Here is a 20,833-nt window from a genome sequence, read left to right on the forward strand (position 1 = left end):
TAGAATGCCCACCCAATTCAGCCCGATCCTTGAGGACCGCCATGTTCAGCCGTGATTTGACCATTGCCAAGTACGACGCCGAGCTCTTCGAAGCCATGCAGCAAGAAGCTCTGCGCCAGGAAGAGCACATCGAGCTGATCGCTTCGGAAAACTACACAAGCCCCGCCGTCATGGAAGCCCAGGGCTCGGTACTGACCAACAAGTACGCCGAAGGCTATCCAGGCAAGCGCTACTACGGTGGCTGCGAGTACGTCGACGTCGTCGAGCAACTGGCCATCGACCGTGCCAAGCAGCTGTTCGGCGCCGACTACGCCAACGTCCAGCCGCACGCCGGCTCCCAGGCCAACGCAGCCGTCTACCTGGCCCTGCTGTCGGCCGGTGACACCATCCTGGGCATGAGCCTGGCCCACGGTGGCCACCTGACCCACGGCGCCGCCGTGAGCTCCTCCGGCAAGCTGTACAACGCCATCCAGTACGGCATCGACAGCAACGGCCTGATCGACTACGACGAAGTCGAGCGCCTGGCGGTCGAGCACAAGCCGAAGATGATCGTCGCGGGCTTCTCGGCCTACTCGCAGGTCCTGGACTTCGCCCGCTTCCGCGCCATCGCCGACAAGGTCGGTGCCTACCTGTTCGTCGACATGGCCCACGTTGCCGGCCTGGTCGCCGCTGGCGTCTACCCGAACCCTGTTCCGTTCGCCGACGTGGTCACCACCACCACCCACAAGACCCTGCGCGGTCCACGCGGCGGCCTGATCCTCGCTCGCAAGAACGAAGAAATCGAGAAGAAGCTCAACTCGGCTGTCTTCCCAGGCGCCCAGGGCGGCCCGCTGGAGCACGTCATCGCTGCCAAGGCGATCTGCTTCAAGGAGGCACTGCAGCCTGAGTTCAAGGCTTACCAACAGCAGGTCGTGAAGAACGCCCAGGCCATGGCCAGCGTGTTCATCGAACGTGGCTTCGACGTCGTTTCCGGCGGCACCCAGAACCACCTGTTCCTGCTGTCGCTGATCAAGCAGGACATCTCCGGTAAGGACGCCGACGCCGCCCTTGGCAAGGCCTTCATCACCGTCAACAAGAACTCGGTCCCGAACGACCCACGCTCCCCGTTCGTCACCTCGGGCCTGCGTTTCGGCACCCCAGCCGTCACCACCCGTGGCTTCAAGGAAGCTGAGTGCCGCGAGCTGGCCGGCTGGATCTGCGACATCCTCGCCGACCTGAACAACGAAGCGGTGATCGACGCCGTTCGCGAGAAGGTCAAGGCCATCTGCAAGAAGCTGCCGGTGTACGGCAACTGATCGGCAATCGACTGATGTAAAAAAGCCCGGCCTTGTGCCGGGCTTTTTCATTGTGCGTAAGACGGGCGATGCTTTCGGCTTGCCCAGCGATCAGTTGCGGGCTCAGTTGCTAGCCTTGGCTCAACGCCTCGAACCCCGCCCGGATCTTCTCTTCCGGCAGCTCATCGGCAATGAACACCATCACGCTTTCCCGCTTCTCGCCCTCGGCCCACTCGGCGTCCCAGTCGAAGCCATACAGCTTGAGCACGCCCTGGAACACCAGACGGCGGTCCTCACCGGCGATGTTCAGCACGCCTTTGTAACGCAGCAATTGCTTGCCATGGCTTTCCAGCAGCTCGTTCATGAAGTCGCTGAGGCGGTCGATGTCCAGCGGGGTGTCGGTACGCAGCACGAGGGTCGAAATACGATCCGGGGTCGCGGGCTTGAGCACCGGGCGCAATGCGGGCTTTAGGTTGGCGCCCAGGTCGGTATTGAGGTTGAAGCCGCGCACATCCAGCAACTCGGCCAAATCGATGCGGCCATGCTCGACCACGCGGACCGCGGCACGGCCGTTGATGCGGGACAGGCGCTGCTCCAAAGCTTTCACGCTCTCAGGCTCGACCAGGTCGGTCTTGCTCAGTAGCAGGCGGTCGGCGAAACCGACCTGGGCCTGCGCGATGGCCTGGGTGAGGTGCACCTCGGCGTGCGCGGCATCGACCAGGGTGATGATGCCGTCCAGCAGGTAGCGCTCGCGCAGGTCTTCGTCGATGAAGAAGGTCTGCGCCACCGGAGCCGGGTCAGCCAGCCCCGTGCATTCGATCACCAGGCGGTCGAAAGCGATCTCGCCGGCATCCAGGCGCTCAAGCAACAAGTACAGAGCCTTGGTCAGGTCGGTGTGGATGGTGCAGCACACGCAGCCGTTGGCCAGGGTCATGACCTGTACCGGCTCGTCACCAAGCAGCTGGCTGTCGATGCCGGCTTCACTGAACTCGTTTTCGATCACAGCGATCTTCATGCCATGTTCGGCCTTGAGCATGTGCTTGAGCAGGGTGGTCTTGCCGGCGCCGAGAAAGCCGGTCAGCACCGTCACGGGAATAGGCGTTTGCACGCGGTCGTCTCCTGAAGCTGATAAGAATTGCGCGAGGCCTCAAGCAATAAACCTGTGGGAGCGGGCTTGCCTGCGAATGCGCCAGTGAACTCACCGACGTTTTCGCGGGTAAACCCGCTCCCACAGGTTCTGCTACTCAATGAGGGGCGTGATGTTCAATGGGAGGCCGGAGCCGACCTCCCAAGGGTTGCATCAACAGCACTTGGGGCCGGACTTGCCACCGTAACGGGCCTCCTGACGCTCACGGAAGAACGCCTCGTAGCTCATCACCGGTTTGTCCGGGTGCTTGGTCTGCATGTGCTCGACATAGTTGTCGTAGTCAGGCATGCCGACCATCAGGCGGGCTGCCTGCCCTAGGTACTTACCCAGTCGCCCCAGGTCGTTGAACATCACTGCATTCCTCTTCGGTTACGCGTCAGGCAAGGCCTGGAACGGAGTTTCCTTGTCGCTGCGCTCCTTGCGGCCCAGGGCGGCGATGCCGACCTTGATCGCGAAGATCAGCACGCTGAACACCACCACCAGGAACAACACGGTCAGGCCCGCGTTGGTGTAGGCGTTGTAGATCACGTGCTGCATCTGGCCAATGTCCTTGGCCGGCGCCAGCACCTGGCCTGCGTCCAGCGCAACGCTGTACTTGTTGGCCAGGGCCAGGAAGCCCACTGCCGGGTTCGGATCGAACAGCTTGATCAGGCCCGCGGCGGTGGTGCAGATCAGCAGCCAGGCCGCCGGCAGCAGGGTGACCCAGACGTACTGCTGGCGCTTCATCTTGATCAGCACCACGGTGCCGAGCATCAGGGCGATACCGGCCAGCATCTGGTTGGAAATGCCGAACAGCGGCCACAAGGTGTTGATACCACCGAGCGGATCGATCACCCCTTGGTACAGCAGATAGCCCCACAAGGCCACGCAGCCTGCGGTACCCACCAGGTTGGCACCCCACGAGTCGGTACGCTTGAGGGCTGGAACGAAGCTGCCCAGCAGGTCCTGCAGCATGAAGCGACCGGCACGGGTACCGGCGTCCACCGCGGTGAGGATGAACAGCGCCTCGAACAGGATCGCGAAGTGGTACCAGAACGCCATGGTGTTATCGCCCGGCAACACCTGGTGCAGGATCTGGGCGATCCCCACCGCCAGGGTCGGCGCACCACCGGCACGGGCCAGGACAGTGTGCTCGCCGATGTCACGGGCGGTGGCCTCGAGCTGCTCGGGAGTGATCAGGAAGCCCCAACTGCTGACGGTCTGGGCGACCGACGCAACGTCGGCACCGACTACCGCAGCCGGACTGTTCATGGCGAAGTACACACCCGGCTCGATCACCGAGGCGGCGACCATGGCCATGATGGCGACGAACGACTCCATCAGCATGCCGCCGTAGCCGATGTAGCGAGCGTTGACTTCGTTGTCCAGCAGCTTGGGCGTAGTCCCCGAAGAGATCAGCGCATGGAAGCCGGACACCGCGCCACAGGCAATGGTGATGAACAGGAACGGGAACAGGGTGCCCTTCCAGACAGGGCCGGTACCGTCGGTGAACTGGGTCAGGGCCGGCATCTTCAGTTCCGGCGCGATGATCAGGATACCGATGGCCAGGCCCACGATGGTGCCGATCTTGAGGAAAGTCGACAGGTAGTCACGCGGCGCCAGCACCAGCCATACCGGCAGCACGGCAGCCACGAAACCATAACCGACCAGCATCCAGGTGATCTGCACGCCGGTGAAGGTGAACGCCGGGCCCCAGACCGGATCGGCCGCCACCTGGCCCCCCAGCCAGATCGACAGCAAGAGCAGTACCACGCCGATGATCGAGATCTCGCCGATGCGTCCCGGACGGATGTAGCGCATGTAAACGCCCATGAACATCGCGATCGGGATGGTCGCCATCACCGTGAACATGCCCCATGGGCTCTCGGCCAGGGCCTTGACCACGATCAGCGCCAGCACCGCAAGGATGATGATCATGATCAGGAAGCAGCCGAACAGGGCGATGGTGCCGGGGATGCGGCCCATTTCCTCACGGACCATGTCCCCAAGGGACCGGCCGTTACGGCGAGTGGACAGGAACAGGATCATGAAGTCCTGGACCGCACCTGCCAGCACGACGCCTGCAATCAGCCAGAGCGTGCCGGGCAGGTAGCCCATCTGCGCGGCAAGCACCGGACCGACCAAGGGGCCTGCGCCGGCAATGGCCGCGAAGTGGTGACCGAAGAGAATGTGTTTGTTGGTCGGGACGTAGTCCAGGCCATCGTTGTTGAGCACCGCCGGTGTGGCCCGACGGGGATCGAGTTGCATCACCTTGGTGGCGATGAACAGGCTGTAGTAGCGATAGGCGACCAGGTAGATGGCCACTGCCGCGACCACGATCCACAAGGCGTTGATCGCCTCGCCGCGACGCAGGGCGACCACACCCAGCGCGCAGGCTCCTATGACTGCCAGCGCCAGCCACGGAATGTGGCGTAGCAGGCTATTATTGTTGTTCATGGTTTACTTCCAGCTGGTGGATTGGAAAAAGACCGCCCATCGAGTCTAGGGCGTGTCATCGCGCATTGCCACACTTGCTTTGGTCTAGAGCCTTTGCGGCCCGATTCAGGTACCGGTAGGACATACACAATCAACTATAGTCAGGAAGTACCCCCGGAGGGCCTGCCCCATGAGCGAACACGACGAACGCCGCCGTTTCCTGCGCATAGATTTCGACGCCCCCACCGAACTGCGCCAGGGCCTCAAACGCTGGCCGGTAAAGCTGCTCGATCTCTCGCTGAAGGGCCTGTTGATCGAAAGGCCAGAACCCTGGGATGCGGATCTGACCCAGGATTTCGACGCCATCATCCACCTCGACCCGAAAAATCACGTGAGCATGCAGGTCGAATTGCGCCACGAAGAACCCACCCGCCTGGGCTTCGTCTGCCTGTATATCGATATCGACTCGATGACGCATTTGCACCGTCTTGTGGAGCTGAACGTGGCAGACGGCACCGAAATGATGCGCGAGCTGCGCGAACTCATCGAATATTGATATCTCTTAGCCTGCTAACGTTCTAGCCCCAATGTGTTTCCTGTCTACCCAGACAGCTTTCTGTCGGCTGGTGGACAGGATGTACACACCCCTCTAGCACCGCCTCTGACACTTTGGAACACAACCTGCATTCACTTGTAGCGCACGTGGCGGTTACCTGCGTCCGTGCTCCGATCAAAATCTTGTATACAATTCATATGGTATTTGTTTGTAAGAATTGTCTACAGTAGCGGCACAACAATAAACAAGTGAGCCTGCTCCATGACTACGTCCCCTAGCACGTCTCCCACCAAACGTCCCGAAGACGAAAATCTCGGGCTTGGTGCCAACTTGGCTTATGGTCTGCAACACGTATTGACCATGTATGGGGGCATCGTTGCCGTACCCCTGATTCTCGGACAGGCCGCAGGCCTGGCACCTGCGGAAATCGGTATCCTGATCGCCGCATCGTTGTTCGCAGGCGGTCTGGCGACCTTGCTGCAGACCCTGGGCCTGCCGTTCTTCGGCTGTCAGCTACCGCTGGTGCAAGGGGTTTCGTTCGCCGGCGTGGCAACCATGGGTGCCATTCTCAGCAGCCAGGATGGCGGCGGTCTTCCAGGGGTGCTCGGTGCGGTCATGGCGGCGTCGTTCATCGGCTTCTTGATCACGCCGGTATTCTCGCGCATTACCAAGTTCTTCCCTCCGCTGGTGACCGGCATCGTCATCACCACCATCGGCCTGACCCTGATGCCCGTCGCCGCACGCTGGGTCATGGGCGGCAACAGTGCCTCGCCGGAGTTCGGCAGCGTGGCCAACATCGGCTTGGCAGCACTGACCTTCGCCATCGTCCTGGTGCTGAGCAAGCTGGGCAGCGCGACCATCTCGCGCCTGTCGATCCTGCTGGCCATGGTCATCGGCACCCTGATTGCCTGGTCGCTGGGCATGACCGACTTCAGCAAAGTCACCGAAGGTCCGATCTTCGCCTTCCCCACCCCGTTCCACTTCGGCATGCCGACCTTCCACATCGCCGCGATCCTGTCGATGTGCATCGTGATCATGGTGACCCTGGTGGAAACCTCGGCAGACATCCTCGCCGTGGGTGAGATCATCGACACCAAGGTCGACTCCAAGCGTCTGGGCAACGGCCTGCGCGCCGACATGGCCTCGAGCATCCTGGCGCCGATCTTCGGCTCCTTCACCCAGAGCGCCTTCGCCCAGAACGTCGGCCTGGTAGCCGTGACCGGGGTCAAGAGCCGCTATGTGGTGGCTACCGGTGGCGTCATCCTGGTGATATTGGGCCTGCTGCCAATCATGGGCCGCATCATCGCTGCGGTACCGACCCCAGTCCTGGGCGGCGCCGGCATCGTATTGTTCGGCACCGTGGCAGCCAGCGGCATCCGCACCCTGTCGACAGTCAGCTACAAGAACAACGTCAACCTGATCATCGTCGCTGCCTCCCTGGGCTTCGGCATGATCCCGATCGCTGCGCCGACCTTCTACCACAACTTCCCGAGCTGGTTCGAAACCATCTTCCACTCCGGCATCAGCTCCGCGGCGATCATGGCGATCTTGCTGAACCTGCTGTTCAACCACCTCAAGACCGGCAACTCGGACCAGCAGTCGGTATTCGCCGCCGCTTACGAACGCACCATCCAGTACTCTGACATCTCCTGCCTGCGTGATGGCGACTACTTTAAAGACGGTAAGCTGTTCGACGCCGACGGCAACGAAGTGCCTGTGATGGAGCTCGATGAACATGGCAACGAGGCGCCCCGGCGCAAAGCGTTAGCCGAGCACTGATCGCCCGCCGAGGTGGTCGAGGGGAGCCGATGCGCATCGTCGGCTCCCCTTTTTCTTTGCGAACAGGCCCGATGTCGCGGTGTGCTCTTCGCGGGTAAACCCGCGATAGGGCCGCCGCGATGTCACTCGAACAATGCATCCAGCGCCTGCTCCAGGCGCGTCACGGCAATGACCTGCAAGCCCGCCGGCGCCTCCTTCGGCGCATTGCCCTTGGGCACGATGGCGCGCTTGAAGCCATGCTTGGCCGCCTCCTTGAGGCGCTCTTGGCCGCTGGGTACCGGACGCACTTCGCCAGACAGGCCGATCTCGCCGAACACCAGCAGCCCATGGGCCAGCGGGCGGTTGCGCAGGCTGGACATCACTGCCGCGAGCAACGCCAGGTCAGAAGCCGTCTCCAGCACCTTCACCCCACCCACTACGTTGAGGAACACGTCCTGGTCATGGGTGGGAATCCCGCCGTGTCGATGCAGGACCGCCAGCAACATGGCCAGGCGGTTCTGGTCCAGGCCCAGGGTGACCCGCCGTGGGTTGGCCAGGTGGCTGTCGTCCACCAGCGCCTGGACTTCCACCAGCATCGGCCGGGTGCCCTCCCAGGTCGCCATCACCACGCTGCCCGGAACTTCCTCCTGGGTGCGGTTGAGGAAGATCGCCGACGGGTTGGAGACCTCCTTGAGCCCACGGTCGGTCATGCCGAACACGCCCAGTTCGTTGACCGCGCCGAAGCGGTTCTTCACCGCCCGCAGCAGACGCAGTCGGCCATCGGACTCGCCCTCGAAATACAGCACGGTATCGACCATGTGCTCCAGCACCCTCGGGCCGGCGAGCGAGCCTTCCTTGGTGACATGGCCCACCAGGAAGATTGCCGTACCGCTTTGCTTGGCATAGCGCACCAGCAAGGCCGTGCTTTCGCGCACCTGGGCCACGCCGCCGGGGGCTGACTGCAACTGTTCGGTGAAGATGGTCTGGATCGAGTCGATGACCATGACCCGGGGTTTTTCCACCCGTGCGGTGGCGATGATCGTCTCGATACAAGTCTCGGTCATCACCTTGAGCTGCTCCTGGGGCAACCCCAGGCGACGCGAACGCATGGCTACCTGCTGCTGGGATTCCTCCCCGGTGACGTACAGGGCCGGCATGCGGGTGGCGATGTTGCACAGGGTCTGCAGAAGGATGGTCGACTTGCCGATGCCCGGATCGCCGCCGATGAGCACTACCGAGCCATCCACCAGGCCCCCGCCCAGCACTCGGTCAAGCTCGGTGCTGCTGGTGGTGAAGCGTGGGATCTCCTCGACGCTGACTTCGGCCAGGGTCTTGATCTGCGCCTGCTGCCCGGCCCAGCCGGTACGCCCGGCCGGGGCCGCGGCGCCACCGCTTTCGATCATGGTCTCGACCAGTGTGTTCCAGGCCCCGCATTCGCCGCATTGGCCAGCCCATTTGGGAAAGGTTGCGCCGCACTCAGTGCAGCCATACAAGCGCTTGGCCTTGGCCATGGGCTCAGTCTCCTGGAAAAAATCGCCATGATAGCCGAGCCGGACGTGTCTCGAATGCGCCGGGAGGCGACAAAACTATTCGCTCTAAGCGAAGTCTGTAATCGCGATGCAACGCATGAAGCGCATTGCTGGCTTACACTGCGATTACCTCTCCATTTGTTACAAGGAATAAACCATGGGCATGCTCAGTGAATTCAAGGCCTTCGCGGTCAAGGGAAATGTCGTCGACATGGCAGTCGGTATCATCATCGGAGCGGCCTTTGGCAAGATCGTATCGTCCTTCGTCGGCGACGTGGTCATGCCACCGCTGGGTCTGTTGATTGGCGGCGTGGACTTCAGCGACCTGGCCGTCACCCTCAAGGCGGCCGAAGGTGACGTGCCGGCGGTAGTGCTGGCGTATGGCAAGTTCATCCAGACGGTGATCGACTTCCTGATCGTTGCCTTCGCCATCTTCATGGGCGTCAAGGCGATCAACCGCCTCAAGCGCGAAGAAGCCGCGGCGCCGAGCGCACCGCCCGTGCCGAGCGCCGAGGAAACCCTGCTGACCGAGATCCGCGACCTGCTCAAGGCGCAGAACCGGCAGTAAGCTGCAAGCTGCAAGCTGCAAGCTGCAAGCTGCAAGCTGCAAGCGAACAGGGTGGATTCCACACCCACTTGCAGCTTGAACCTTGCAGCTTGACGCTTCCAACTACCAGTAATTCTCCACAGCCACCTGCCCCGGCCGCTTGCTCAGGCTCAACTGCAGGTCCCGTGCTTTCAGAGCCTTGCGCGTGTCATCGATCATCTGCGGGTTGCCGCACAGCATGATCCGCGAATGCTCCGGCGACAGCGCCAAGCCCGCCGCCCTTTCCAGCTCACCGTTTTCGATCAGCGTGGTGATCCGCGCATTCAGCGCCCCGGGGTACGCCTCACGAGTGACCACAGGGATGAACTGCAACTTGCCCGCGAACTCGGCAAGATACTCCCGTTGCTCGAGGCCTGCGATCAGATCCAGGTAGGCCAGCTCCTTCGCTTCACGCACCGAGTACACCAGCTTGATGTGCTCGAAACGCTCCCAGGCCTCGAAGTCTTGCAGGATCGACATGAACGGCGCGATACCAGTGCCGGTCGCCAGCAACCACAGGTCGCGACCGCCAACGAAGCGGTCGAGGGTCAGGTAACCGAAGGCCTGGCGGTCGATCAACAAGGTGTCGCCCTCCCCCAGACGGCTCAACTCGCTGGTGAACTCTCCTCCTGGCACGACGATGGAGAAAAAGTCCAGATGCTCGTCATGAGGTGCGCTGACCATCGAGTACGCCCGCCACACCACGCTGCCGTCGGCCTTGGTCACGCCCAGTCGGGCGAACTGCCCGGAGCGGAAGCGAAATCCAGGATCGCGAGTGACCCTCAGCGTGAACAGGCTGGGGGTAAGCGGCTGAACGTCAAGCAGTGTCTGGCGGGTGAACTTGTCGGCGCTGGCGGTCATGACGGACTCCATCGAGCAGGTGCGCCCAGTGTCGCGCAAAGCGCCAGGGATGAACACCGATGGTTTGTAGGGCCTCCATCGTACAAGCGGACGACAAAGCCCTGTAGAATCGCGCCTTTGAAGCTCGACGTGGCCTGCGTCGAGCAGATTGGTACCCGAGCCCTACGCCATGCCCCTGCTGACCAGCCCTTTCGCCGAACTCGACCTCATCCGCCAGCCCGAGCAGGCCAACGACCCCTTGCAGGCCTTCGACGCCGCCGACCAGTACCTGCTGGAGCACCTGGCCAGCCAGGCGCCTGCCGCCGATTGCCGGGTACTGGTGCTCAACGACAGCTTCGGCGCGCTGGCCGCCAGCCTGGCAGGCCGTTTGCCGGTAGTCAGCAGCGGCGATTCCCACCTGGGCCGCCTGGCGCTGGAGAAGAACCTGGTGCGCAACGGCAAGCCCTTCGACAGTGTGCCCTTCATTCCCGCCAGCGAGGCCTGGCAAGGCATGTTCGACCGGGTCCTGGTGCGGGTACCCAAGACCCTGGCCCTGCTCGAGGAGCAACTGATCCGCCTGCAAGGCCACCTGGCCCCCGGCGCGGAGGTGATCGCGGGCGCCATGATCAAGCACCTGCCGCGAGCGGCAGGTGACCTGATGGAAAAGTACATCGGCCCGGTCCAGGCATCGCTGGCCCAGAAAAAAGCCCGGCTGCTGACCGCCACCGTTGCCGAGCGCCCGCTCGCCCGCTCGCCCTATCCCACCCGTTATCGCCTGGATGCGCCGGCCCTGGAGCTGATCAACCACGCCAATGTGTTCTGCCGCGAAGGGCTGGACATCGGCACGCGCGCCTTCCTTCCACACCTGCCGCACAACCTGGGGCAGGCGCGGGTCGCGGACCTTGGCTGCGGCAATGGCGTGCTGGCGATCGCCAGTGCCCTGGCCAATCCCGAGGCCCATTACACGCTGGTGGACGAGTCGTACATGGCTGTGCAGTCTGCCCGTGAGAATTGGCAGGCGGCGCTGGGTGGGCGGGACGCGGAAATCCGCGCCGCCGACGGTCTGGCGGGGCAGGAAAAACAGTCGCTGGACGTGGTGCTGTGCAACCCGCCGTTCCATCAGCAACAGGTGGTCGGGGACTTTCTAGCCTGGCGCATGTTCCAGCAGGCCCGTGAAGCGTTGGTGGTAGGAGGGGCGCTGTACATCGTCGGCAACCGCCACCTGGGCTATCACAGCAAGCTGGGGCGGTTGTTCAGAGGGGTGGAGCAAGTGGCGGCGACCCCCAAGTTCGTGATCCTCAAAGCACGCAAGTAACCTGATTGGGGCCGCCTTGCGGCCCCAGGGTTCAGTGGGTACTCAATCCAGCCGCACTCATGAACATCCGCATCAGCCAGGCCACCACACCGAGGGCGGCCACGCTGCCCGCCCAGATCAGCACCAGCCAGCCCAGGCGTTGCCACAAGGGCTTCTTCTGTTCAGCCATCATTGCCCGACCTCCTAGTGATAGCCCTGATCATGGGTCACCTTGCCGCGGAACACGTAGTAGCTCCAGAAGGTGTAGCCCAGGATGAATGGCAGGATGAACAGCGTCCCCACCAGCATGAAGCCCTGGCTTTGCGGTGGTGCCGCGGCATCCCAGATGGAAATCGACGGCGGGATGATGTTCGGCCACAAGCTGATGCCAAGGCCGCTGTAACCCAGGAAGATCAGCACCAAGGTCAGCAGGAACGGGGTGTAATGCGCATTGCGCGCCACCGCCCGCAACAGGCCGTAGAAGGTCACCAACACCAGGATCGGCACCGGCATGAACCAAATCAGGTTGGGCATGCTGAACCAGCGGTCGGCGATCTGCGGGTAAGCCAGCGGTGTCCACAGGCTGACGATGCCGATCACCGCGAGCAACACCAGCGCCAGGGGCTTGCCCAGCGTGTGCATCTGCTCTTGCAATGGTCCTTCGGTCTTCATGATCAGCCAGGTGCAGCCGAGCAAGCTATAGGCGACGATCAGCCCCAGCCCGGAGAACAGACTGAATGGGGTCAACCAGTCGAAGGCCCCGCCCGCATAGTGACGATCGACCACCTTGAAGCCTTCGATGAAAGCGCCCAGGGCCACGCCCTGGAAGAAGGTCGCCACCAGCGAGCCCCAGATGAACGCCTTGTCCCAAAGATGACGCTTGTGCGCCGTGGCCTTGAAGCGGAACTCGAACGCCACGCCCCGGAAGATCAACCCAACCAGCATCAGGATCAACGGCAGGTACAGTGCTTCGAGCACCACCGAGTAGGCCATCGGGAAGGCACCGAACAGCCCCGCCCCACCCAGCACCAGCCAGGTCTCGTTGCCGTCCCACACGGGGGCAACGGTGTTCATCATCACGTCCCGGTCACGCTCTGCCTTGACGAAGGGGAAGAGCATGCCGATCCCCAGGTCGAAGCCGTCCATCACTACATACATCATCACGCCGAAGATGATGATCACGGCCCAGATCAACGGAAGGTCGATACCCATGGCTCAGTTCCCCTTGCTCAGACTGGCGGAATCGGCCGGATGGCCTTCATCGGCGGCGGACAGCGGCCGCGCCGGCGTACGTTTCTGGCCAGGCCCGCCAGGATTGTGCTCGTCACCCTCGCCAGTCTTCGGCCCTTTGCGCACCAGACGCATCATGTAGCCCAGGCCGGTGCCGAACAACGCGAAGTAGACAACCACGAAGATCACCAGCGTCAGGCCCAACTGGCCGTAGCTGTGGTTGGAAACCCCATCGGCGGTGCGCATCAGGCCGTAGACCACCCAGGGTTGGCGGCCGATTTCAGTGGTGAACCAGCCCGCCAGCAAGGCGATCAGACCCGAAGGCCCCATCCACAACACCATGTGCAGGAAGGGACGCGAGCTGTACAGCGTGCCGCGCTTGCGCAGCCACAGGCTCCAGAAACCGACGGCGATCATCAGAAGGCCCAGGCCGACCATGATCCGGAACGACCAGAACACGATGGTCGAATTGGGGCGGTCTTCGGGCGGGAACTCCTTCATCGCCGGGACTTGCTTGTCCAGACTATGGGTGAGGATCAGGCTGCCCAGTGCCGGGATCTCGATCTTGAAGTGGGTGGTCTCGGCCTTCATGTCCGGGATGCCGAACAGGATCAACGGTGTCGGCTCGCCAGGCTTGTTCTCCCAGTGACCCTCGATGGCGGCGATCTTCACCGGCTGATGCTTGAGGGTGTTCAAGCCATGGAAGTCACCGATCACCGCCTGGATCGGCGCAACGATCAGCGCCATCCACATGGCCATCGACAGCATCTTGCGTACAGCCGGATTGTCACGCCCGCGCAGCAGGTGCCAGGCAGCCGAGGCACCGACGAAGAAGGCCGTGGAGACGAACGCGGCAGTGGCCATGTGCATCAGGCGGAAGGGGAAGGACGGGTTGAAGATCACCGCCAGCCAGTCCATCGGGACCACCCGGCCATCGATGATCTCGTGGCCCTGTGGCGTCTGCATCCAGCTGTTGGACGCCAGGATCCAGAAGGTCGATACCAGGGTCCCGAGCGCCACCATGACCGTGGAGAAAAAGTGCAGGCCACGGCCGACACGGTTCCAGCCAAACAGCATGACACCCAAGAAGCCCGCCTCGAGGAAGAAGGCAGTGAGCACTTCGTAGGTCAGCAGAGGGCCGGTGATGGAGCCGGCGAAGTCGGAGAAGCGGCTCCAGTTGGTGCCGAACTGATACGCCATGACCAGGCCTGAGACCACGCCCATGCCGAAGTTGACGGCAAAGATCTTGGACCAGAAGTGGTAAAGGTCGCGGTAGGTGTTGTTGCCGGTCCTGAGCCAAAGGCCCTCCAGAACCGCCAGGTAGCTCGCCAGGCCAATGGTGATGGCCGGGAACAGGATGTGAAAGGACACGGTAAACGCAAACTGGATTCGGGCGAGCTCCAAGGCCTCTAAACCGAACATAGTGCTTCCTCTTCAGGTAATCCGGCGTCCGGGCTCGTGGCCCTGACGCCCACTGCCCCCACGGTTATCGAGTGCGCTGTCTTGGAATTGTTCTGTTCGATCGCAGGGATTGCGGCCGATGGCCGGATCGTTGCATTTGGAACGATTGACCCAAATCAACGATTGTTGGGAAGCATAGACCCGAATACACAGGCGAGCCGTGCGGTTGATTGCCGCGTGACCGGTTGTCCCACCGTCTTGAAGGGGTGTGAAAAAGCTGTCTGCCCCGGCAAACAGCAACCATTTGTTACAAACAGGTGATACCCTGCAGCGCCTCCACGTACCGAGGCCAAGGCTCACCGATGTCCGACCCCACCCCGCTTCTGCTCCGCCAGCATCGCCCCTTTTTGGCGTTCTGGCTGGCCCGTGTGTTCACCGCCAGCGGCTTTCAGATGCTCACCGTGGCCATTGGCTGGCACCTCTACCAGTTGACCGGCAATGTGCTGGACTTGGGCTTGGTCGGCCTGGTGGAATTTGCCCCGCGGGTGCTGTTCATGCTGCATACCGGCCACGTCGCCGACCGCTATGACCGGCGCCGTGTCGCCGCCCTGTGCCAAAGCCTGCAGGCGCTGATCGCCTTGGCCCTGGCCGTGGGCAGCGCCACCGACAACGTCAGCCGTGAGCTGATCTTCGTGCTGGCCTTCCTGCTCGGTGCCACCCGCTCCTTCGAAATGCCGGCCACCCAGGCCCTGCTGCCCAATGTCGTACCGCCAGGGCTGTTCCCGCGGGCCGTGGCAGCATCGGCATCGGCAACCCAGGCGGCGACCATCGTCGCTCCGGCCGTGGGTGGTTTTCTCTATGCCTTCGGCAGCATCTGGGTGTACGGACCGACCGTGGCGCTCTACGTCATCGCCTGCCTGCTGACCTTGAGCCTCGATGCCCGCCAGCAAGTGGCCCAACGTGGGCGCGCCAGCCTGGAGTCCCTGTTGGCCGGGATCCGCTTCATCCGTAGCCGCCCGGACATCTTCGGAGCGATCTCCCTGGACCTGTTCGCCGTGCTGCTCGGTGGTGCCACGGCCCTGCTGCCGGTGTTCGCCAAGGACATCCTGCTCACCGGCGCCTGGGGCCTGGGCCTGCTGCGCTCGGCGCCGGCGGTGGGGGCGCTGCTGATGTCACTGTGGCTGGCGCGCTTCCCGGTGGAGCGCAAGGTGGGTCTGACGATGTTCACCGCCGTGGGCGTGTTCGGCGTGGCCACCATCGCCTTCGGCCTGTCGACCTCGTTCTGGTTCTCCCTCGCGGTGCTGGTGATACTGGGTGCGGCGGACATGATCAGCATGGTCATCCGTGGCGCCTTCGTGCAGTTGGAGACGCCGGACGAGATGCGCGGCCGGGTCAGCGCGGTGAACGGCCTGTTCATTGGCGCCTCGAACCAGCTCGGCGAGTTCGAGTCCGGCGTGACGGCCCACTGGTTCGGTACCGTGCCGGCGGTGGTGCTCGGTGGCGTGGGCACGCTGGTGGTGACCGGCACCTGGATGAAGCTGTTCCCGACCTTGGCCAAGCGCGACAGGCTGCACGGTGAGTGATACGGTCCATTCGTGGGTAAACCCGCTCCCTCACGGGTTGCGTCGGCTTCTGTCTCGAGGCCCTGCAGGCCCTCTGTAGGAGCGGACTCCCCCGCGAACGGGCCAACGCGGCCAGCGGCCTTCCCACCGGCCATAGGCCCTCGCCCCCCATACTGGTATCATGCGCGGCTTTTTTGTGCCCCACACAAATGCAGGCATCGTCGACGGTCTGTGCTTTGCTGATTGGGGACGATTCAATCGCGGCGCCGGGGGCGCCTTGGGGAGCGGGCATGCTGGACAGGCTGTTTCAACTAAAAGCACACAACACCAACGTGCGCACCGAGATTCTCGCGGGCGTCACCACCTTCCTGGCCATGGCCTACATCCTGTTCGTCAACCCGAGCATCCTCGGCGAGACAGGCATGGACAAGGGCGCGATCTTCGTCGCCACCTGCCTTGCCGCAGCCATCGGCTCGGTGACCATGGGCCTGATCGCCAACTACCCTATCGCCCTGGCACCGGGCATGGGCCTGAACGCGTTCTTCACCTACACCGTGGTCCTGCACATGGGGCACACCTGGCAAGTGGCGCTGGGCGCGGTCTTCCTCTCGGCAGTGCTGTTCTTCCTGTTGTCGATCTTCCGCATCCGCGAATGGATCGTGAACAGCATCCCGCTGCCGCTGCGCTCGGCCATCGCTGCCGGTATCGGCCTGTTCCTGGCGCTGATCGCCCTGCACAACGCCGGCATCGTCGTGGACAACCCGGCCACCCTGGTGGGCCTGGGGGACCTCAAGCAACCTGCACCGATCCTGGCGACCCTGGGCTTCTTCCTGATCGTTGCCCTTGAGGCCATGAAGGTCCGTGGCGCGGTGCTAATCGGCATCCTGGCGGTGACCCTGGCCTCGATCCTGATGGGCGTGACGCCCTTCGGCGGCGTGGTGTCCATGCCGCCATCGCTGGCCCCGACCTTCCTGCAACTGGACATCAAGGGCGCCTTGGACGTCGGCCTGATCAGCGTGATCTTCGCCTTCCTGTTCGTCGACCTGTTCGACAACTCCGGCACATTGATCGGCGTGGCCAAACGCGCCGGCCTGATGGGCAAGGACGGCCACATGCCGAAAATGGGTCGCGCCCTGATCGCCGACAGCACCGCCGCCATGGCCGGCTCGCTGCTGGGCACCTCGACCACCACCAGCTACATCGAATCCGCAGCCGGCGTGAGCGCCGGTGGCCGCACGGGCCTGACCGCAATCGTGGTCGCCATCCTGTTCCTGCTGGCGTTGTTCTTCGCGCCGCTGGCCGGTAGCGTACCGGCCTTCGCCACCGCCCCCGCGCTGCTGTTCGTCGCGGTGCTGATGGCCTCGGGCCTGGCGGAAATAAACTGGGACGACGTCACCGAAGCAGCGCCCGTGGTGGTCACCGCCCTGGCCATGCCGCTGACCTACTCCATCGCCAACGGCATCGCCTTCGGCTTCATCGCCTGGACCGCCATCAAGCTGATCTCCGGTCGCTACCGCGACCTGAACTCGGCATTGGTGATCCTTTCCATCCTGTTCGTCATCAAGCTGGGCTGGTTCAACGCATGAGTGCTGTCTTCGACCCTTCCGCCTATTCCACGCAGCTCGAGGGCAAAGTCGCCCGGCTGCGTGAGCTATTGGCGCCGTTCGGCGCGCCGGAGCCCGCCGTCTTCGATTCGCCGCGCGAGCACTACCGCCTGCGCGCCGAGTTTCGCCTGTGGCGCGAAGAGGGCCAGCGCCACTATGCGATGTTCGCCCCAGGCGAAAAACACAAGGCGATCCTGATCGATGACTTCCCCATCGCGAGCGAACGGATCAACGCATTGATGCCACGCCTGAAGGCCGCCTGGCAGGCCAGCGAGGAACTGGGCAACCGCCTGTTCCAAGTGGAGTTCCTCACCACGTTGGCCGGCGACGCCATGATCACGATGTGCTATCACCGCCCGCTCGATGACGCCTGGGAAGTCGCTGCTCGGCAATTGTCCGAGGATCTGGGCGTCAGCATCATCGGCCGCTCCAAGGGCAAGCGCTTGGTCATCGGTCGCGACTATGCCGTGGAAAAACTCAACGTGGCCGGCCGCGTGTTCAGCTATCGCCAGCCAGAAGGCGCTTTCACCCAACCCAACGGCGCGGTGAACCAGAAGATGCTGAGCTGGGCTTACGAGGCTATCGGCGAGCGTGACGATGACCTGCTGGAGCTGTATTGCGGCAACGGCAACTTCACCCTGCCGCTGGCCACCCGCGTGCGCCAGGTGCTGGCCACCGAAATCAGCAAGACCTCGGTCAATGCCGCGCTGAGCAACCTGGATGAGAACGCCGTGGAAAATGTGCGCCTGGTGCGCTTGTCGGCCGAAGAGCTGACCCAGGCACTGAACGAGGTGCGCCCGTTCCGTCGTCTTGAAGGCATCGACCTGAAAAGCTACGACTTCGGCACCGTGTTCGTCGACCCGCCGCGCGCCGGCATGGACCCGGACACCTGCGAGCTGACTCGCCGCTTCGAGCGGATCCTGTACATCTCGTGCAACCCCGAGACGCTGGCAGCCAACATCGCCCAGTTGCAGGACACTCACCGCATCGAGCGCTGCGCGCTGTTCGACCAGTTCCCTTACACCCACCACATGGAAAGCGGCGTACTGCTGGTTCGGCGTTGAGTTTCGGGGCCTGGGGCTGCACTGCAGCCCCAGTGTTCACTCAGAAGTCGAAGAACACCGTCTCCCCTTCCCCCTGAATACGGATATCGAAACGATACGCCGTCTTCCCGTCCACCTCGCAACGCCGAGCGATCAGCGTCTCGCGCCGTTGCGGCTGCTCGATCAGGTTGAGCACCGGGCACTGGGCATTGGCCTGGGCCTCATCGTCGAAATACAACCGGGTGTGCAGGTGGATGTTGATCCCCCGCGCGAACAGGCTGAGGTTGATGTGCGGCGCCATGGGCACCCCGGCGGCATTGTTCACCACGCCTGGCTTGACCGTGTGCAGGGTCCACTCACCGGCATCGAAGGTGGTGGCGGTACGGCCAAAGCTGTTGAAGGCGTTCTCGTGGTGGTACTGGTCCTGGTATTCACCGTTGGCATCGGCCTGCCAGAACTCCAGGAACGAGTCGCGCACCAGGTGCCCATTGCCGTCGTACACATGACCGATCAACAGGATGTGCTCACCTGGCGCGTCAGGCTTGGCCAGGCGATTCCAGATTTCCTGGTCGCGGGTAGGGTTGCCGGCCGCTTCCAGGGCCAGGCCAATGTGCACATAGGGGCCGGCGGTCTGAGAAGGGGTTTCCGGCAGCAGTTCGATAGGCATGACGGGGTCCTCAGCAGTTTTCGAAGTGGGTCTTGCGCTGGCCGCGCAGCACGATGTCGAAGCGATACGCCAGGCAGTCCATGGGGTTGGCGTTGCTCATGTCGAGCTTGGCGATCAGGCGCTGCACCGCGTCGGGGTTGGCGATCGACTTGACGATCGGGCACAGCGGGATCAGCGGGTCGCCTTCGAAGTACAGCTGGGTGATCAAGCGGGTGGCGATCGACGGGCCACTGACCGACACGTGGATGTGCGCCGGGCGCCAGTCGTTGGGGCCATTGCGCCACGGATAAGGCCCTGGCTTGATGGTGCGAAAACTGTAGTAGCCGTCACGGTCGGTCAGGCTGCGGCCGACACCACCGAAGTTCGGGTCCAGCGGCGCCAGGTAGCGGTCATTCTTGTGCCGGTAACGGCCACCGGCGTTGGCTTGCCACATCTCAACCAAGGTGTTGGGCACCGGCTGGCCGTACTGGTCGATCACCCGGCCTGCGACGATGATGCGCTCACCGATCGGCAGACCGCCGTGGTTGAAGTTGAGCAACAGATCGTTGTCGTGAGGGCCGAAGCCCAGGTGGGAAAAGTCCGGCCCGGTGCTTTCGCTGATCGACTGCGGGATGCTGACCAGCGCCTGGCGTGGCGAGCGGGCCACGGAGGTTTTGTAGTCAGGCGTGAGGGCCTTGGGGTGCCAGTTGCGATCACGGATCACGAAGCGGCTGGTGTCCTGGGCGGGCATGCCGTGTTCCTCTCTTGGAATTGTCGGGCACCTGTGCGTGGCAGGTGTACATGCAGTTTCAGATAGGTCACGGGGCATGAACATTGAAAACAACGTGACCTTACATAACCAAATGGTTATGCATCTACAGATTGGCTGACACCCGAAACAGCCCTGAACTAATCTTTGTGCTCATGTTTCAGGCTCCGGAGAACATTACATGGACTGGCGAAAAGGCCGACGCAGCGACAATGTGGTCGATGCCCGAGGTGAAGGCGGTGGCGGCGGCATGCGTTTTGGCGGCGGCAAAGGGCTGGGGCTGGGCGCCATCCTGCTGATCGTCGGCATCGGCTGGATCACAGGGCAAGACCCGCTGCAGATCCTCGGCCAACTCGCCGGCCAGATGGAGCAGCAGCAACAGGCGCCGTCGGGCGCGGGTGGCAAGGCGCCACCGGCCAACGACGAGCAGGCCGAGTTCGTCGCCTCGATCCTGGGCGACACCGAGGATACCTGGAAGGCCTTGTTCGCCCAGGCCGGCAAGCAGTACCGCGATCCCAAACTGGTGCTGTTCAGTGGCCAGGTGAATTCCGCCTGTGGTTTCGCCTCCTCGGCGGTCGGGCCGTTCTACTGTCCGGCAGACCAGCGGGTGTATCTGGACATGACCTTCTTCCGCGAGATGGAAACCCGTTTTGCCGCCGCCGGTGACTTCGCCCAGGCTTATGTGATCGCCCACGAGATCGGCCATCACGTGCAGACCTTGCTGGGCGTCTCGGCCAAGGTCGACGCGGCGCGGCGCAACGGCCAACGCATGGAAGGCGACAACGGCCTGCTGGTGCGCCAGGAATTGCAGGCCGACTGCCTGGCAGGCGTCTGGGCCTACCAGGCGCAAAAGCGCCTGAACTGGCTCGAACCTGGCGATGTGGAAGAAGCCCTGAATGCCGCCAACGCCATCGGCGACGACCGCCTCCAGCAGCAGGGCCAGGGCCGTGTGGTGCCAGACTCCTTCACCCATGGCACCTCGCAGCAGCGGGTGCGCTGGTTCAAGACCGGCTTCTCCAGCGGGGACGTGAACCGCTGCGATACCTTCGGCTCACGCAGCCTCTGACAGACAGGGCCGCCCTGCGGCCCCCTCTCAGGCTTCGCCCTTTCCCACGAACTTCCAGCCATCTTCACCGCTGTAGAAGCTGCCAAAGCCTTCGATAGGCTGCGACGTCGCCG

Annotated in this window: 19 protein-coding genes; 9 read left to right on the forward strand and 10 right to left on the reverse strand. The window is 63.1% G+C overall.

Annotated features, from left to right (window positions below):
• Window positions 1–41 precede the first annotated feature (41 nt).
• A complete protein-coding gene (glyA, locus tag DQ397_RS01310; RefSeq protein ID WP_043208438.1) occupies window positions 42–1,295 on the forward strand; it encodes a serine hydroxymethyltransferase in 1,254 nt (417 codons plus the stop codon).
• 109 nt (window positions 1,296–1,404) lie between these two features.
• On the opposite strand, the gene yjiA is transcribed toward glyA, so the two are convergent.
• The 3 genes from yjiA to DQ397_RS01325 form a co-directional block, all read right to left on the reverse strand.
• The gene (yjiA, locus tag DQ397_RS01315) at window positions 1,405–2,382 is read right to left on the reverse strand and encodes a GTPase (RefSeq protein WP_043208436.1); all 978 of its coding nucleotides are present in this window, start codon (window positions 2,380–2,382) and stop codon (window positions 1,405–1,407) included.
• Window positions 2,383–2,574: 192 nt separating this feature from the next.
• A complete protein-coding gene (locus tag DQ397_RS01320; RefSeq protein ID WP_008094130.1) occupies window positions 2,575–2,772 on the reverse strand; it encodes a YbdD/YjiX family protein in 198 nt (65 codons plus the stop codon).
• A gap of 18 nt (window positions 2,773–2,790) precedes the next feature.
• Window positions 2,791–4,857: a carbon starvation CstA family protein gene (locus DQ397_RS01325; protein WP_043208433.1), complete on the reverse strand. Its 2,067-nt coding sequence runs from the start codon at window positions 4,855–4,857 to the stop codon at window positions 2,791–2,793.
• A gap of 169 nt (window positions 4,858–5,026) precedes the next feature.
• On the opposite strand from DQ397_RS01325, the gene DQ397_RS01330 reads away from it, so the two are divergent.
• Together DQ397_RS01330 and DQ397_RS01335 are read left to right on the forward strand one after the other, a co-directional pair.
• On the forward strand, window positions 5,027–5,392 hold the full coding sequence (locus tag DQ397_RS01330; protein WP_043208430.1) for a PilZ domain-containing protein: 366 nt from the start codon (window positions 5,027–5,029) through the stop codon (window positions 5,390–5,392).
• A 261-nt stretch (window positions 5,393–5,653) separates the two neighbouring features.
• A complete protein-coding gene (locus DQ397_RS01335; RefSeq protein ID WP_043208427.1) occupies window positions 5,654–7,171 on the forward strand; it encodes a nucleobase:cation symporter-2 family protein in 1,518 nt (505 codons plus the stop codon).
• Window positions 7,172–7,293: 122 nt separating this feature from the next.
• On the opposite strand, the gene radA is transcribed toward DQ397_RS01335, so the two are convergent.
• Window positions 7,294–8,661: a DNA repair protein RadA gene (gene radA, locus DQ397_RS01340; protein ID WP_043208425.1), complete on the reverse strand. Its 1,368-nt coding sequence runs from the start codon at window positions 8,659–8,661 to the stop codon at window positions 7,294–7,296.
• A gap of 175 nt (window positions 8,662–8,836) precedes the next feature.
• Here radA and mscL point away from each other — a divergent pair, with 175 nt between their 5' ends.
• Window positions 8,837–9,247 carry a large-conductance mechanosensitive channel protein MscL gene (gene mscL / locus DQ397_RS01345; protein ID WP_043208423.1) on the forward strand — a complete coding sequence of 137 codons (411 nt, stop codon included), beginning with the start codon at window positions 8,837–8,839 and terminating at the stop codon, window positions 9,245–9,247.
• Window positions 9,248–9,349: 102 nt separating this feature from the next.
• On the opposite strand, the gene DQ397_RS01350 is transcribed toward mscL, so the two are convergent.
• On the reverse strand, window positions 9,350–10,126 hold the full coding sequence (locus tag DQ397_RS01350; RefSeq protein ID WP_090345155.1) for a ferredoxin--NADP reductase: 777 nt from the start codon (window positions 10,124–10,126) through the stop codon (window positions 9,350–9,352).
• A gap of 169 nt (window positions 10,127–10,295) precedes the next feature.
• Here DQ397_RS01350 and DQ397_RS01355 point away from each other — a divergent pair, with 169 nt between their 5' ends.
• Window positions 10,296–11,420 (forward strand): methyltransferase, encoded by a 1,125-nt coding sequence (locus DQ397_RS01355; RefSeq protein WP_043208421.1) that lies wholly within the window; start codon window positions 10,296–10,298, stop codon window positions 11,418–11,420.
• A gap of 31 nt (window positions 11,421–11,451) precedes the next feature.
• Here DQ397_RS01355 and DQ397_RS01360 read toward each other — a convergent pair whose 3' ends face one another.
• From DQ397_RS01360 to DQ397_RS01370, 3 genes are read right to left on the reverse strand one after another with little or no spacing between them, the layout of a single operon-like run.
• Window positions 11,452–11,592 (reverse strand): DUF2474 domain-containing protein, encoded by a 141-nt coding sequence (locus DQ397_RS01360; protein ID WP_043208419.1) that lies wholly within the window; start codon window positions 11,590–11,592, stop codon window positions 11,452–11,454.
• A gap of 11 nt (window positions 11,593–11,603) precedes the next feature.
• Window positions 11,604–12,611, reverse strand: a complete 1,008-nt coding sequence (cydB, locus tag DQ397_RS01365) for a cytochrome d ubiquinol oxidase subunit II (protein ID WP_043208417.1) — start codon at window positions 12,609–12,611, stop codon at window positions 11,604–11,606.
• A 3-nt stretch (window positions 12,612–12,614) separates the two neighbouring features.
• Entirely contained in the window at window positions 12,615–14,051 is a 1,437-nt protein-coding gene (locus DQ397_RS01370) for a cytochrome ubiquinol oxidase subunit I (RefSeq protein ID WP_043208415.1), read from the reverse strand.
• A gap of 341 nt (window positions 14,052–14,392) precedes the next feature.
• On the opposite strand from DQ397_RS01370, the gene DQ397_RS01375 reads away from it, so the two are divergent.
• The 3 genes from DQ397_RS01375 to trmA all read left to right on the forward strand — a co-directional run bounded on the left by DQ397_RS01375 (window position 14,393) and on the right by trmA (window position 18,260).
• Window positions 14,393–15,613 carry an MFS transporter gene (locus tag DQ397_RS01375; protein WP_043208413.1) on the forward strand — a complete coding sequence of 407 codons (1,221 nt, stop codon included), beginning with the start codon at window positions 14,393–14,395 and terminating at the stop codon, window positions 15,611–15,613.
• A gap of 269 nt (window positions 15,614–15,882) precedes the next feature.
• Window positions 15,883–17,178, forward strand: a complete 1,296-nt coding sequence (locus DQ397_RS01380; RefSeq protein ID WP_043208412.1) for an NCS2 family permease — start codon at window positions 15,883–15,885, stop codon at window positions 17,176–17,178.
• A complete protein-coding gene (trmA, locus tag DQ397_RS01385) occupies window positions 17,175–18,260 on the forward strand; it encodes a tRNA (uridine(54)-C5)-methyltransferase TrmA (protein ID WP_043208411.1) in 1,086 nt (361 codons plus the stop codon). Before DQ397_RS01380 ends, trmA begins: the two co-directional genes overlap by 4 nt.
• 40 nt (window positions 18,261–18,300) lie before the next feature.
• On the opposite strand, the gene pcaG is transcribed toward trmA, so the two are convergent.
• Window positions 18,301–18,906, reverse strand: coding sequence for a protocatechuate 3,4-dioxygenase subunit alpha (gene pcaG, locus DQ397_RS01390; RefSeq protein ID WP_043208409.1), 606 nt, complete (start codon window positions 18,904–18,906; stop codon window positions 18,301–18,303).
• A gap of 10 nt (window positions 18,907–18,916) precedes the next feature.
• A complete protein-coding gene (pcaH, locus tag DQ397_RS01395) occupies window positions 18,917–19,636 on the reverse strand; it encodes a protocatechuate 3,4-dioxygenase subunit beta (protein WP_043208406.1) in 720 nt (239 codons plus the stop codon).
• Window positions 19,637–19,835: 199 nt separating this feature from the next.
• On the opposite strand from pcaH, the gene DQ397_RS01400 reads away from it, so the two are divergent.
• The gene (locus DQ397_RS01400) at window positions 19,836–20,720 is read left to right on the forward strand and encodes a neutral zinc metallopeptidase (protein WP_043208404.1); all 885 of its coding nucleotides are present in this window, start codon (window positions 19,836–19,838) and stop codon (window positions 20,718–20,720) included.
• Window positions 20,721–20,833: the final 113 nt, after the last annotated feature.

Source organism: Pseudomonas sp. CK-NBRI-02, assembly GCF_008124495.1.
In the GTDB taxonomy this organism is placed as follows: domain Bacteria; phylum Pseudomonadota; class Gammaproteobacteria; order Pseudomonadales; family Pseudomonadaceae; genus Aquipseudomonas; species Aquipseudomonas guariconensis.

Excerpts from the sequence above, each read along its gene's own strand:
- glyA (WP_043208438.1), top strand. The coding sequence starts at position 42 with ATGTTCAGCCGTGATTTGACCATTGCCAAGTACGACGCCGAGCTCTTC.
- DQ397_RS01320 (WP_008094130.1), bottom strand. The coding sequence starts at position 2,772 with ATGTTCAACGACCTGGGGCGACTGGGTAAGTACCTAGGGCAGGCAGCC.
- DQ397_RS01325 (WP_043208433.1), bottom strand. The coding sequence starts at position 4,857 with ATGAACAACAATAATAGCCTGCTACGCCACATTCCGTGGCTGGCGCTG.
- DQ397_RS01330 (WP_043208430.1), top strand. The coding sequence starts at position 5,027 with ATGAGCGAACACGACGAACGCCGCCGTTTCCTGCGCATAGATTTCGAC.
- DQ397_RS01335 (WP_043208427.1), top strand. The coding sequence starts at position 5,654 with ATGACTACGTCCCCTAGCACGTCTCCCACCAAACGTCCCGAAGACGAA.
- radA (WP_043208425.1), bottom strand. The coding sequence starts at position 8,661 with ATGGCCAAGGCCAAGCGCTTGTATGGCTGCACTGAGTGCGGCGCAACC.
- mscL (WP_043208423.1), top strand. The coding sequence starts at position 8,837 with ATGGGCATGCTCAGTGAATTCAAGGCCTTCGCGGTCAAGGGAAATGTC.
- DQ397_RS01350 (WP_090345155.1), bottom strand. The coding sequence starts at position 10,126 with ATGACCGCCAGCGCCGACAAGTTCACCCGCCAGACACTGCTTGACGTT.
- DQ397_RS01355 (WP_043208421.1), top strand. The coding sequence starts at position 10,296 with ATGCCCCTGCTGACCAGCCCTTTCGCCGAACTCGACCTCATCCGCCAG.
- DQ397_RS01360 (WP_043208419.1), bottom strand. The coding sequence starts at position 11,592 with ATGATGGCTGAACAGAAGAAGCCCTTGTGGCAACGCCTGGGCTGGCTG.
- cydB (WP_043208417.1), bottom strand. The coding sequence starts at position 12,611 with ATGGGTATCGACCTTCCGTTGATCTGGGCCGTGATCATCATCTTCGGC.
- DQ397_RS01370 (WP_043208415.1), bottom strand. The coding sequence starts at position 14,051 with ATGTTCGGTTTAGAGGCCTTGGAGCTCGCCCGAATCCAGTTTGCGTTT.
- DQ397_RS01375 (WP_043208413.1), top strand. The coding sequence starts at position 14,393 with ATGTCCGACCCCACCCCGCTTCTGCTCCGCCAGCATCGCCCCTTTTTG.
- DQ397_RS01380 (WP_043208412.1), top strand. The coding sequence starts at position 15,883 with ATGCTGGACAGGCTGTTTCAACTAAAAGCACACAACACCAACGTGCGC.
- trmA (WP_043208411.1), top strand. The coding sequence starts at position 17,175 with ATGAGTGCTGTCTTCGACCCTTCCGCCTATTCCACGCAGCTCGAGGGC.
- pcaG (WP_043208409.1), bottom strand. The coding sequence starts at position 18,906 with ATGCCTATCGAACTGCTGCCGGAAACCCCTTCTCAGACCGCCGGCCCC.
- pcaH (WP_043208406.1), bottom strand. The coding sequence starts at position 19,636 with ATGCCCGCCCAGGACACCAGCCGCTTCGTGATCCGTGATCGCAACTGG.
- DQ397_RS01400 (WP_043208404.1), top strand. The coding sequence starts at position 19,836 with ATGGACTGGCGAAAAGGCCGACGCAGCGACAATGTGGTCGATGCCCGA.